Below are 13,210 nucleotides of genomic sequence, written 5' to 3'. Positions count from 1 at the left end.
CCACGATTTCCGTGGACAACTTTTCATCGATTTCGGACCTTAAAAACCCTGAGCAGTGCAAGCGTAAATTTTTGACGGGTGCCTGCAATCCCGGTGTGATGGCATCTGTAATGGCCCACGAGGTCGCCTGACATAACCTTATGCACGTTTGGCGGTTGATTCGGCAGGCTGTCCATAGTGAGATAGACCAATTTATCGAGGCTCCCCTATGCAACAGCGTTGTAAAGTGGCCGTACTCGGCCTGGGTGCCATGGGTGCAGCCACTGCCTATCAGCTGGCAAAGGCCGGAGTCGATGTGATTGGCATCGACCGCTACGACCCTCCGCACACACAAGGCTCCAGTCACGGCGATACACGCATCACGCGGCTGTCGGCCGGTGAAGGTCCGCAATACCTGCCCTTGGTACGCAGCTCGCAGCGCATCTGGCGCGAACTTGAAGCATTGAGCGGCGAATCGCTGTTCGAGCAGTGCGGTGTGCTGGTGATGACCTCAAGCTCGGCCTACGATCCCGAGGACGTCAACGACTTCACCCATCAGACCATCGCGCTGGCCCGTACTTATGGGGTGAAGCACGAGGTACTGGCGGCCGCAGCGATTCGCGAGCGCTTCCCTCAGTTCGCTCCTGTACTGGACAGCGCTATCGGCTATTTCGAACCCGAAGGCGGATTCGTTCGGCCCGAGCGCTGCATCGCCGTACAGCTCAAGCTGGCAAGGCAACATGGCGCGCGTTTGCTGACCCATGAAACGGTCACGCACTTACAGCCGCATGGCGATCAGGTACGAATCACCACCGACAAGGGCTCGATCATCGCCGACAAGGTCGTGGTCAGCGCGGGCATGTGGTCATCCGGGCTGCTCGGCGCACCGTTCAGCGACCTGCTGCGGGTGTGCCGGCAAAAGCTGTTCTGGTTCGAGTTGCAGCACGAGGCTGCCTTTGCTGCGCGGTCGCCAAGCTTCATCCTGAGTCACGGGCCGGGCGACGCCGATGTCAATTACGGCTTCCCGCCGCTGCCCGGTGAAAACAGCATGAAGGTCGCCACCGAGCAATACAGCGAGACGTCAGCGGCGGACCAGCTCGACCGCACCATTTCCGCGCGGGAAGAACAGGAAATGTTCCGCACCCAGGTGCAGGGCAGGATAGCGGGACTGACGCCAAAGGTGGTCAAGTCTTCGGTGTGCGCTTACACGGTCACGCCGGACTGCCACTTCATCATCGATGAACATCCGCACCTGAAAAATGTGACGGTGGTCTCGGCCTGTTCCGGCCACGGCTTCAAGCATTCGGCCGGGCTCGGATTGGCGCTGGCGCAGCGCTGTATTGATGGCGAGAGCGATATGGATCTCTCGGCCTTTTCATTACAACGCTTCGCCAGGCAGGCTTGATCAGCGCGCCACCACGAACGCCTCGTCGATGCGCGCCAGATCGGTGTCGCGCAAGGTGCCCGCGTAGTAATGCAGTTTGATCCAGGCCATCAAATAGTCGTAACGGGCTTTTGCCAGATCGCGACGGGTACTGTAGAGCTGCTGCTCGGCGTTGAGGGCATCCAGGCTGATGCGCTCGCCACCCAGAATGCTCTGGCGGGTCGACTCGACCAGTGCCTGCGCCGAGATCAGCGCCTTCTGGTAGGCGCGTAACTTGCCCACCCCTGACGCACAGGCGTTGAACTGGCGACGCAGCTCGATCAGGGTTTCGCGGGTCTTGCCCTCCAGCTCGTATTCAGCCTGCTCGCGCTTGCTGTTGGCCTGGCGTACCGAGGCACTGGTGCCACCTCCGGCGTACAGCGGAAGACTGAGCTCGATGCCTATCGTGTTGGTGTCGTAACGCTGATTGTAGGTGTTGCCGCTGTCCGATTCATTCTGACGGATACTTGCGTAAGCATTCACCGTCGGCAGATGCCCCGCGCGATTGCGCTCCACCTCGTATCGCGCCACTTCCAGGGACTGACGCTGCGAAGCCAGAATCGGGCTGTTGGCCATCGCCAGCGCATGCCACTCGGTAAAGCTGGACGGCGCCAGGACCAACGCCTGAAAGCTGTCCCTCAACGGCTCCAGTTGCGTAACATCGATACTCGGCTCGCCCAGCAACGCGGCAAGCTCGCGCAAGGCCGCGTCCTGCTCATCGCTGGCTTCGATCTGCTCGGCAATCGCCAGTTCGTTGCGCGATTCGGCTTCGAGAATATCGGTGCGCGTGCCCTCTCCCTGCTCGAACATCTGTCGGTTCTGCACGAACTGGCGTTCGAACGCCTGCTGCTTGGCACGCGCGATATTGATCTGGTCCTGGGCGAAGAGTGCCTGGGTGTAGAGGGTCAACACCCGCACCAGTAATTCCTGGCTCTTGCTGCGAAAGGTCTCGTCGGCAAACAGCGCCTGGGCCAGCCCCTTGCGGTAATTGGCGTACGCCTCGTAATCGATCAATGGCTGCTGAACCGTCAGGCTCGAACCAAAACTGTTGTAGTGGCGATGGTCAGTGGTGTCTTGAGCGCTGCCTTTGAGGGTCGCCTTGGAATCGTTGCGCCCCTTGTTGTAGCTGTATGACACGCGAGGCAACAAGCCGGCACGACCGATCACCCGGTTTTCCAGGCCCGCATCGCGCTCCTTGAGCGCGCCCAGGTAAGTCGGGTCATTGCGAAGCGCCAGTTCATAGACCTGAAACGGGCCCATGGCCTGGCTCAAAGGTGCAATGCCCAGCAGGATGGCCGTCAGCAAAGCGGCTTTAAGGGGATGGCGAAACATCCTATTCCTCCGTCAACGCGGAGCCGGCACGGTCCAGCAAAGGTTTGAACAGATAATTGAGCAGCGAGCGTTCACCCGTGCGCACGAACATTTCAGCGGGCATACCGGGTTTGATCACCAGCCCGTTGAGTTTTTCCAGCGCCGCGTCGCCCACCGAGGTGCGCAGCACGTAATACGGCTGGCCGGTTTTTTCATCCTGCATCTGGTCGGCGGAAATCAGGCTCACTTCGCCGGAAACCCGTGGAGTGCGGCTTTGATTGAACGCAGTAAAGAGGATGTCGACCGGCAGATGGCTGGCGACCTTGTCGATCAGTTGCACCGGCAGCCGCCCTTCGACTTCCAGACGTGTACCCTGCGGGACGATTTCCAGCAGGGTTTCACCGGCACGCACCACAGCACCTTCGGTGTGCACGCCCAGATTGACAGCGATGCCATCAGCCGGCGCAAGGATTGCGCTGTGTTGCAGACTGAAACCGGCCGAGGCCAGTTGCTGCTCAAGGGTAAGCGCCTTGACCTGGGCATCGGCCCATTGGCTGCGCACCTCTTTCTGGTACTCCTCGCGCTGCTGCTGAAGGCGCAAGCGCGACTCGACGATACCTTGCTCTATACGTCCGGTTTCGCCTGCGTTTTGCGCCAGGCTCTGTTGCACCTGAGAAAGCTGACGCTGGAACTCCAGCAGGCGATTGCCGGGAATGAACCCGTTCTGCGCCAGCGGCTCCAGGTTACTCAGTTGCTTGCGTAGCGAGTCAGCCTGAGCCAGCAGGTCCGAGCGGGCACGGCGCATGCCGGCGAGCTGCAGTCCGGCCCCCTCTATACTCGCCTGCAAGCCGGATTGCTCGCGCGCCAGGGCCTGGCGTCGGCTGCTGAACAACTGCCGCTGCCCTTCAAGCACAAGGGCCAGCCGTGGATCGGGATCTTGCCCCTGCCCGGCGGCAATCAGTTCTGCAGGAAAGCGCACCTCGTCAAGGTTGTCGCGCTCGCTTTGCCAGCGCGCCAGGCTGGCCCAGGCCATTCGATACTGGGCTCGCAGCGATTGCACGTCGGCTTCGACCTGAGTCTGATCGAGGCGAAACAGCGGCTCGCCCTCTTTCACAAATTGGCCTTCACTGACCAGAATTTTGCTGACCACACCGCCATCCAGCGACTGCACGGCCTTGCGCTTGCCAGAAACAACTACCGTCCCCTGCACGGCAATACCCTGATCCAGAGGAGCGAGACTGGCCCACAAAAAGAAGCTGCCCGCCCCTGCCAGCATGAGAATCCAGCCCGCGCGAACGAAGAACTGCACGCCGCGCTCCTTGCCCGGCACGGCGTAATGAGTGTCGATAAGGCTGTTCATACGTCGGACTGCCTGTTCTGCGTGCCGTACTGACGGCTCATGGAAAGCCCGGCAGGTGCCGGGCGAGATTGCGATTGGGGGTGTGCTTGCGGTGCTTGCGCGGGTGAGGTCTGCCCGGACAAGGCCTGCAACACCTGAGCCGTGGCGCCGAATGCCTGCATGCGACCTTCGCTCAGCACCAGCAGACGATCGGTCTGGTTCAGAGACTGTGTGCGGTGGGTGACGAGCACAACGGTACAGCCGCGGGTCTTGAGTTCAGCAATCGCCTGAGTCAGCGCCGCTTCACCCGCGGCATCCAGATTGGAATTGGGCTCATCGAGCACCACCAGTCGTGGATCGCCATACAACGCGCGGGCCAGCGCGACGCGCTGTTTCTGACCTCCGGACAAGCCAGCGCCATCATCGCCCAGCCGCGTGTCATAGCCCTGCGGCAGGCGCAGAATCAATTCGTGTACGCCCGCCAGTTGCGCGGCAGCAACCACAGCGCTCGCATCACCCTCGCGAAAACGCGCGATGTTTTCTGCCACGCTGCCGCCGAACAGCTCGATGTCCTGCGGCAGATAACCGATATAGGGGCCCAGCGCCTCTCGGTCCCAGCGATGCATGTCAGCACCATCAAGACGTACCGTTCCGCCCAGCACTGGCCAGACACCGACCAACACGCGTGCCAGGGTCGATTTGCCGGAGCCGGATGCGCCCAGCACGCCGAGCACTTCACCGGCCTGCAACTGGAAGCTCACTTGCTGAATGGTTGGCGACGTTCTGCCTGGAGGCGCAGCACTGACCTGTTCCGCGCTGATCTGACCGCGCGGTGCCGGCAGTGGCATGCGCGGCGCGGGCTCGGCGTAGGTCTTGAGCAACTGGTCGAGGCGCCCGTAAGCCAGGCGTGCAGAACTCCATTGTTTCCAGACGGCGATCAATTGATCGATGGGGCTGAGGACCCGCCCCATTAGGATCGAACCGGCGATCATCATGCCGGCGGTCATGTCTCCGTTTATCACCAGCAATGCGCCCAGGCCCAGCACCAGCGACTGCAGACACAGACGCAGGGCCTTGCTGATCGAACTGATCACCGCGCCAGTGTCACTGGCCCGGTTTTGCAGGGCCAGAAAGCGCCCATGCACATGGAACCAACGGCGCCGCAACACTTCGAGCATGCCCATCGCCTGGATCGCCTCGGCCTGTTGCAGGTGTCGGGTCGCCAATTGTGCGGACTGCTGCGAGTAACCGCTGGCTTCGGCCAGCGGTTTGCGGGTCAGCCATTCGTTGAGGCAGGCCAGTCCGACCAGCAACACCGTGCCCACGCTGGCGAGCACGCCAAGCCAGGGGTCGAAAAGGAAGATCACCGCCAGGTAGATGGGGAACCAAGGGGCGTCGAAGAACGCGAACAACGCCGGCCCGGTGAGAAACTGGCGGATGAAGGTCAGGTCACCCAGCGCCTGTCCGGCCTGACGCTGCCCGGCGTGCAGATTGCTCTCGAACGCGGCCTGATAGACGCGCAGATTGAAACGCTTTTCCAGCTCGCTGCCGATGCGGATCACCACAAAGCTGCGGATCATCTCCAGCAAGCCGATAAACGCAAAGAACCCGACTACCATCAGCGTCAGCATGGCCAGGGTGGTCTGGTTCTGCGACGTCAGTACGCGGTCATAGACTTGCAGCATGTAAATCGATGGGGCGAGCATCAATATGTTAATCAGGGCAGTGAAGCAACCAACCCCGATCAGGGCGCTCTTGTAATCCGCCAGTGCTTTGTACAACGGCGCAGGGTTGCCTTGGGAGGACATACTCATGGTTCTTCCTTGAAAGCCGCGTGGGCGGCCGGGCGACATCCTTGGGGATATTCATTTCGGACATTTTTTCGGTGCACGGACGGCGCCCTTTATTCGGCTACGCGCTCCAGACTCAGAACCTGACCGCTCGGCAGGCTCGCCTCATAGCGCTGCTCTCCCATATGGTTGAAATGAATCAGTCGATTGCCCTCTTTGTCGGTCAAGGCGAGACCGTCAGGCGTCGGGAACCAACCGACTGGTGCTTCGTTCAGCCATTTGGTGGCGCAGGCGGTATCGCCGCCCAGTTGGGGCGCCTCGGGATTCAGCTGCAATTCGCAGGCTCGATCGGTTTGCGAATGAATAAAAAGGTGCCACCTGCCGCTGAGTTCAGCGGGGCTTGGCAGTTTCAGACTCATGGCCATGCATGCTCCAGAAAGGCTCACCAGCAGCGCAAGAGCGGCTGGAGCGAATTGAAAAAAACGGTTGAGCTTCATAAGGACGAACGTTCCAGATCATGGGCGGGCCGATAGACTCGCCCATGATTTTTACCGGTTAAACGATGATGTCAGCAGCGACTGCCTGACCTACGGTACCGACCAGGAAATCGCCGATGCCCTGTCCGGTGAAGTCGATCGCCAGACTGCCCAGATTGCTGCTCTGGTTATAGTTGAGGAGCGCCTCGCCAGCGTGGCCGCTGAATGCGTTGACGAACTGCAGCGCGCTCAGCGTGGAGATGGCCGATACGTCGATCTTGTCCTGACCGCTGACGAAATCACGAATCGTATCCTGGCCCGCACGGTTGGAGTCGGAGCTGGCGCCAAACACGAAGATGTCGGCACCCGCACCACCGGTCAGGCTGTCGGCGCCGCCACCACCGTAGATGATGTCGTTGCCGGCACCACCCTTGAGGTCGTTGGCGGCAGCATTGCCGATCAACAGGTCATTGCCCGAACCGCCCACCGCGTTTTCAACCACCACACCCTTGGCGATCGAAACGTTGCCCACCATGCCACCGACATCCGAAAACGACGCGGCATTGAGGTTGATCTTCTGGTTCTGGGTGAAGCCGGAGAAGTCGAGGGTATCCTTGCCCCCGCCATCCCACACCGAGAACACCACCTTGGAAGAGGCGGACGTGGCGCTGTAGAAATCGCGCCCGGCAGTGGAGTTGAATCCATAGACCGTATCACCGGCACGGGTGCTCATGTTCGCGCCATAGAGCTGCTGAACGGCAGTGATGTCATCCAGCAACGGTGCCGAAGAGTACGACGGAGCGCCGCCCTTGACGAAGTTCTGGTCAGTGTTGGACTCACTCCAGTAACTCATGACGCTGTAGCCACGGGTGTCTTCTGCGTAAGTGGCGTCCTTGTAGCTCGGATTGCCCTCGCCCGCGTTGTAGTCACCCGGGTGAGACAGGCCCAGGGTATGGCCGATTTCATGAGTGAGGGTCTGACGGCCGTAGTTGCCATTGTCCGGGGTGGTGTTGACCTTGTAGCTGTTATCGACAAGGTACCAGGACTGGCCGTCAGTGCGGCTGTTGCCGCTGGGCAGGTAGGCAAAGGCTGCCCCGCCCGCGCTGCCGTTGCTGTAGTTACCGAAGGTCATATGCCCGTCGCCGCCGGAAGCCGCCTGGGTAAAGCTGACCTTGGCGACGTCTGCCCAGGATTGCATCGACAATACCGCCTGTGCTTTCTGCTGCGCGTTGAACGCACTGAAAGTCCCCAGCGAATTGTCGAACCCGGCAGGCTTGGCCGTCAGGAACGTGTAAGTGAGGTTGATGGTGCCGTTGCCATCGCGATCCGTCCAGGCGGCGTTGTCGCGAAGAATATAATCAGCGGCCTGATCGACCGAATACGAGGGCTTGCCATTGATCGTGAGGTTGCCGCCACGGTCATACTGGTGCGCGAACGCATTGATCTGGTCGAAAGAGGTGCTGGTAGCAGCGGAAAGTTGGATTGCAGCATTTTCTTTGACTTTCGTCATGACACTTCCTTGTTTGCTGTGTGACAGGTTAGGTACGACAGGACTCTCCCCTGTAGCGAGAGAGTCCAGTCACTCGCTTTGCGAAGCGTAAAATCGCGTTGCGTAACAAAACTGACACATCTTGAAATCTTGTGTCCAGCGCTGTTCGATGATGTCAAGTGGCCCCAAATGGGCAAGCACCTACAGCCATTGGGGAATCGCCTGATATTATTTTTTGTGATGACGAGATAGCCGATAAACGCCTGAGCAGACTGTAACAAGGTTGATAAATATGACTGATAGGTCAGGATTTTACGGTGCAGACCGAGCACGAATGCCATGGGGTAGTTACCCTCGCCAGCCAATCGCAGGGAGCGGCACTTTCGCCAACATTATCATTGGCCAAGGCTGACACTTTTGCTTACCTCAGAAACGCAAAAAGCCCCGACGAGTCGGGGCTTTTTTCAAGCAGAGCGGCCTGAGTAGTCAGGCCTTGTTGATCAGTCGTCGCGGCTCATGATGCCGAAGATCTGCAGCAGGCTGATGAACAGGTTGTAGATCGATACATACAGGCTGACCGTCGCCATGATGTAGTTACGCTCACCACCCTGAATGATCGCGCTGGTCTGGAACAGAATGCACACCGACGAGAACAGTACGAAGCCCGCGCTGATAGCCAGCTGCAGACCGCTGATCTGGAAGAACATGCCGGCCACTACCGCACCCAGCAGAACGAAGAAACCTGCGGTGATGAAACCGCCCAGGAAACTCATGTCCTTGCGGGTAATCAGTACGTAGGCTGACAGGCCGCCGAATACCAGAGCCGTCATCGCAAAGGCGGAGCTGACCACTTCAGCACCACCGGCCATGCCCAGATAACGGTTGAGGATCGGGCCCAGCAGGAAGCCCATGAAACCTGTCAGGGCGAAGGTCGACACCAGGCCCCAGACCGAATCACGCAGCTTGTTGGTCAGGAAGAACAGACCGTAGAAGCCGATCAGCACCACAAAAATGTTCGGGTAGCCGACGCGCATCTGCTGAGCGACGAATGCCATGACACCACTGAAAGCCAGTGTCAGGGCGAGAAGACCGTAAGTATTGCGCAGGACACGACTAACCTCGAGCTGGTCGGCCTGCATGCCGGTTTTAAGGCTGTAATCCTGTTCGCGCATGGCGAAACTCCTTGCTGTTGAAATGTTGAGTTGCAAAGATCATAACAGAGGCGCTGCAACTGGCTAGTCACAGAGTTTGACAGCTTGTTTCATTCCGGTATTATGGCGCCCGCAACGAAGTGGAGGTATGGCCGAGTGGTTTAAGGCAGCAGTCTTGAAAACTGCCGACTGTAACAGGTCCTAGAGTTCGAATCTCTATGCCTCCGCCATATTTGGCAGCGCAAAGCCCTGATTATTCAGGGCTTTGTCGTTTCTGGGGTTTGGCCAATGCCTCCGCAAGCTCATCAGCCCATACTTGGCCCACGCTGACAAAATGTGGATACTGCCAGTTTGCCAGCCGATGAACCATGGAAGACCCCAATGGCCCCCAGCCGAACGCTTGTCCATCCTGTTGGAGGCACGCAACCCCATGCGGATGAGATTCGGCACGCTATCAAGGCTGATGGTCACGATTCAGCGCCAGCCACCCTGGGAATACACCGTATCGATGAAGAGCTCGAACGCCTCGCGATCGGCCGATATGCCCGCTTCAGTAGAGCGTCAGACAATCTCGCGGGCGGCACTCAGCCTTCAACCGACCCTATTCATACCACGGTTTGCGATGGGCACCACGCCGACCTGGCCATAGGGCGCTATGCGCGCTTCAGCAGGTCGTCTCCCAACCTGGTTGGTGGTACGCAACCGCAGGCGGACACGCCGTCGGAACAGGCACCCTCGCCCTTCGCCCCGCAGATGCGCCATCCAGAGCGTGAATCCGAGTTCTTTACCATCCGGCAGGACTCACCCGGCGCCAACTCGTTCAGCATCCCCAAGGCACCTGATCGCCCGGCGAAAGCCAGATGGCTGCGTCCAGGGGAGCCGCTCACCGTGGCCGATATCATATTGCCCGGCGGCATGATCTACACAGGAACGCAAAACCCCGAATTCAGACTATCCGAACCTTCTTTCATAGACGCAGCCTTGCCGGTGGCCGGTTCCGACACGCCTCCCGTTGCGGGTGCGGCCTACTATTGGTCGACCTACAAGGATCTTGAACCTGCCGCGCGCAGGGGCTATCTGCAGTGGCTGGCGGGGGGACGGTGTGATCCTGAGGCAAGCAGTGGTTACCTGTTCATGTTTTTCCACGGCCTTGAACGGCGTTTACTGATCGACAGCCTTTCTGATCCCGATGCGCGAAAAGAGATTCCCGCGATAAAAGAGGAAATCGAGCGTTTGCGGACTGTTTATCATCGGGATTTTTCGTTTTACAACCAGGCTTCGCGGCTTCTCGAATACCTGAACATGCCTGTCATTTCAGGGCAGATATATTTGCGCGAGCCACCAATGGAGTCGGCCGACCGCTATGAAATGCCCATCGTGCTGCGAGTGGCGCTGGGCCAGATGGCCATCGACAAATACCCGTTGAACGCATCCTGGGCCTTATCCTGGGCGCTGACGGATCCGAATATCTCGCGTGGCAAACCTGTTGGCAGATGCGCAGATCTGTTTCAGCGCCTGTTCAGAGCCGAATATGAAGAGCAGTTTCCCGATGGCTTGAAGCTGCTGAGGAACAAGACCCGACTATGGGTCGCCTATCGTCCATCGTCTGCTTACCTCGATGTACCGGAAATACCGGTGGGCGATCTGCCAGACGTCAGCATTACGTCCGCCACCCGCAAGAAAATCCAGGTACTCGTGCAGGGCTGTGCTTCAGTGCTTGCTCCATTCAGTCGGTACATAGGCCGCAATGCCGATGATCTCGATAAGCATGAGTCATTGGAGGCACTGCTATTGCTGCCGGTGTCGCTATGGCCCGAATACGCCAGACATGAACTGCGACAGCTTCAATCGGAGGTCGGGCCTGCCACGAAGTTGATGACGCTTGATCAACTGGCCATGCGTTTCAAGTCTGACGGTGCCCAGGCACGCAACCAGATCATCGCGCTGATAAAAGTGCTTGAAGACATGCACCTAGGAATGGAACCGGATGTACTGGCGGGCAATCGTGCGCCCAAACCTGAGGACAGCATCGTTCTGTTCGCGACCGAGCCCGATCCAGGCATGTCGCGGGTGACGGTGGACTATAACGCGGCTGTCGTCACTCTGGATCTTGCCAGCAGCGTGACAACGGTTGATGGCGGCCCGAGCCAGCATGCAGTTGCACTGCTTGAACAGCATATCGACTCATGGGGGCATCTGCGTGTCGCGCATCGAACACGTCTCAAGGCGTATCTGTTGATGCAGCTGCAGCAGCCGCCCAACCTGGCAAGCCTGAAGAAAAAGCTGGGTTCGCTGAATCAGGAAGAAAAGCAGGCCATCGTCGGTTGCCTGACTCACCTTGCCCACGCTGACGGAGCGGTTACGCCTGAGAAAGTCAGGTTGCTTGAGCGGATCTACAGGGCACTTCAACTCGATCAACACGCCCTTTACAGCAACCTCCATGGTGCTGCGACCGGTTTACAGACAGGACAAGTCTCGACAGCGCTGTCAGCCACTACAGCAACAGGCCCCGACAAGAAGCCAGGCTCTGGAATCGTGCTGGACATGGGCAGGGTTGCCCAGTTGCGACGCGAAACGGCAGAGGTGTCGGCGCTGCTGGCTGATGTTTTTCGCAACGACCAGGAAGACGAGCAGCAGGACGACACGCAGATAGCCGAAGACGATGCTTCACAAGACACCCCAGACACTGGCGCCCATCTCCATGGACTCGATGCGGGGCACTCTGCGTTTCTGCGTCTGCTGGTATCACGCAACCAATGGAGTCGACGAGAGCTGGAAGTCGCGACGGCAGGTATGGCATTGATGCTCGACGGTGCGCTGGAGCAAATCAACGATATGGCATTCGAATTGTTCGACATGCCGGTTTCCGAGGGTGATGACCCTATCGAAATCAACCCGGATATTTTAAGCGAGCTTGCCCTATGAACAAGATACGAGCCAAGGATCGCGATGCGGTCATTCAATCACTGCGCGCAGGTGTCGTTCCTCGTGTCGGGCAACACTTGATCCAGGTCGGACGGGCGGGTGAGCTGGCAGCCCTTATCAAGGATGTCGATCGGCTGGCCGAAGGCGGTTCTGCCTTTCGTATCGTGGTCGGCGAGTATGGCGCGGGCAAGACTTTTTTCCTCAATCTGGTCAGAGGCATTGCGATGGAACGCAAGCTGGTGACGATGCATGCTGATCTGAACCCCGATCGACGCCTGCACGCCTCAGGCGGTCAGGCGCGCTCCCTGTACGCCGAGCTTGCCAAGAACATGTCTACACGCACCAAGCCGGACGGCGGCGCGCTTCAGGGCATCGTCGAAAAGTTTATTTCCCAGGCCAGAACACACGCGAGCAGCAAAGGCGTAGACAGCGAGACCGTCATACGCCAGAACCTCGCCGAGCTTACCGAAATGGTCAACGGCTATGACTTTGCCGAAGTCATAGCCGCTTACTGCCGTGGCTTTAACGAAGGCAACGAACAGCTCAAAGCCGATGCAATACGCTGGCTTCGGGGGGAGTTCACCACCAGGACGGATGCACGAGCGGCCTTGGGGGTCAGAAGCATCGTTGACGACGCGTCCGTGTACGATCAGCTCAAACTGCTTTCCCGATTTGTGCGTCTGGCAGGCTTCGGCGGGCTTATGGTGTGCCTGGACGAACTGGTCAACCTCTACAAGCTTGCCAACACGCAGGCTCGCAATGCGAACTACGAACAAATCCTGCGCATCCTCAATGACTCACTGCAAGGGTCGACTGACGGACTGGGCTTCGTTCTGGGCGGCACGCCGGAATTCCTGATGGACACTCGCCGCGGCCTCTACAGCTACCCGGCTTTACAGTCGCGCCTGGCAGAAAACACCTTTGCCAAGGCCGGCTACGTCGACCTTTCCGGCCCTGTCATTCGGCTGACCAGCCTGACGCCGGAGGACTTCTATGTCCTCCTGTTGAACCTGCGTAATGTCTATGCCTACGGCGATGCGCAACACTACCTGCTTCCGGAAGAGGCCATCCCGGCCTTCATCGAGCACTGCGGTCAGCGTCTGGGCGAGGCTTACTTTCGAACGCCACGCACCACCATCACTGCGTTCATCAACCTGCTGGCGGTTCTTGAGCAAAACCCTGAGGCCGACTGGAGAAACCTTTTGGGCGCCATTGACATTGCCAGGGATGACGGCGGCAAAAGCGATTTTACTGTAGAGGCCGATGATGAACTCACAAGCTTCAAGCTCTGACTCATCCGCGTTCGAACGGCTTCACCCCGATGTAC

At 59.0% G+C, this 13,210-nt stretch carries 9 protein-coding genes and 1 tRNA gene; 4 read left to right on the top strand and 6 right to left on the bottom strand.

What is annotated here, in order from left to right; all coding sequences use genetic code 11:
- Positions 1–208: 208 nt before the first annotated feature.
- Positions 209–1,384 (top strand): N-methyl-L-tryptophan oxidase, encoded by a 1,176-nt coding sequence (gene solA / locus PCPL58_RS13205; RefSeq protein ID WP_065349584.1) that lies wholly within the window; start codon positions 209–211, stop codon positions 1,382–1,384.
- On the opposite strand, the gene PCPL58_RS13200 is transcribed toward solA, so the two are convergent.
- The 6 genes from PCPL58_RS13200 to PCPL58_RS13175 all read right to left on the bottom strand — a co-directional run bounded on the left by PCPL58_RS13200 (position 1,385) and on the right by PCPL58_RS13175 (position 8,979).
- Positions 1,385–2,734 (bottom strand): TolC family outer membrane protein, encoded by a 1,350-nt coding sequence (locus PCPL58_RS13200; protein ID WP_044308810.1) that lies wholly within the window; start codon positions 2,732–2,734, stop codon positions 1,385–1,387.
- Position 2,735: 1 nt separating this feature from the next.
- The gene (locus PCPL58_RS13195; protein WP_065349583.1) at positions 2,736–4,073 is read right to left on the bottom strand and encodes an HlyD family type I secretion periplasmic adaptor subunit; all 1,338 of its coding nucleotides are present in this window, start codon (positions 4,071–4,073) and stop codon (positions 2,736–2,738) included.
- Entirely contained in the window at positions 4,070–5,866 is a 1,797-nt protein-coding gene (locus PCPL58_RS13190; RefSeq protein WP_065349582.1) for a type I secretion system permease/ATPase, read from the bottom strand. Before PCPL58_RS13190 ends, PCPL58_RS13195 begins: the two co-directional genes overlap by 4 nt.
- 89 nt (positions 5,867–5,955) lie before the next feature.
- Positions 5,956–6,339 carry a protease inhibitor Inh/omp19 family protein gene (locus tag PCPL58_RS13185; protein ID WP_104685603.1) on the bottom strand — a complete coding sequence of 128 codons (384 nt, stop codon included), beginning with the start codon at positions 6,337–6,339 and terminating at the stop codon, positions 5,956–5,958.
- 58 nt (positions 6,340–6,397) lie between these two features.
- On the bottom strand, positions 6,398–7,828 hold the full coding sequence (locus PCPL58_RS13180; RefSeq protein ID WP_065349581.1) for a serralysin family metalloprotease: 1,431 nt from the start codon (positions 7,826–7,828) through the stop codon (positions 6,398–6,400).
- A 479-nt stretch (positions 7,829–8,307) separates the two neighbouring features.
- On the bottom strand, positions 8,308–8,979 hold the full coding sequence (locus tag PCPL58_RS13175; RefSeq protein WP_003317937.1) for a Bax inhibitor-1/YccA family protein: 672 nt from the start codon (positions 8,977–8,979) through the stop codon (positions 8,308–8,310).
- A 121-nt stretch (positions 8,980–9,100) separates the two neighbouring features.
- Between PCPL58_RS13175 and PCPL58_RS13170 the strand changes: the two genes are divergently transcribed.
- The 3 genes from PCPL58_RS13170 to PCPL58_RS13155 all read left to right on the top strand — a co-directional run bounded on the left by PCPL58_RS13170 (position 9,101) and on the right by PCPL58_RS13155 (position 13,175).
- Positions 9,101–9,188: transfer RNA gene (locus PCPL58_RS13170), tRNA-Ser, on the top strand.
- Positions 9,189–9,339: 151 nt separating this feature from the next.
- Positions 9,340–11,883 carry a tellurite resistance TerB family protein gene (locus PCPL58_RS13160; protein ID WP_083188379.1) on the top strand — a complete coding sequence of 848 codons (2,544 nt, stop codon included), beginning with the start codon at positions 9,340–9,342 and terminating at the stop codon, positions 11,881–11,883.
- Positions 11,880–13,175, top strand: a complete 1,296-nt coding sequence (locus PCPL58_RS13155; RefSeq protein WP_065349579.1) for an ATP-binding protein — start codon at positions 11,880–11,882, stop codon at positions 13,173–13,175. Before PCPL58_RS13160 ends, PCPL58_RS13155 begins: the two co-directional genes overlap by 4 nt.
- The last annotated feature ends 35 nt before the right edge of the window (positions 13,176–13,210 follow it).

It is taken from the genome of Pseudomonas cerasi, from assembly GCF_900074915.1.
Classification (GTDB): domain Bacteria; phylum Pseudomonadota; class Gammaproteobacteria; order Pseudomonadales; family Pseudomonadaceae; genus Aquipseudomonas; species Aquipseudomonas cerasi.
Note: the sequence above shows the minus strand (reverse complement) of the source record. Positions and strands in the feature narration are given on the sequence as shown.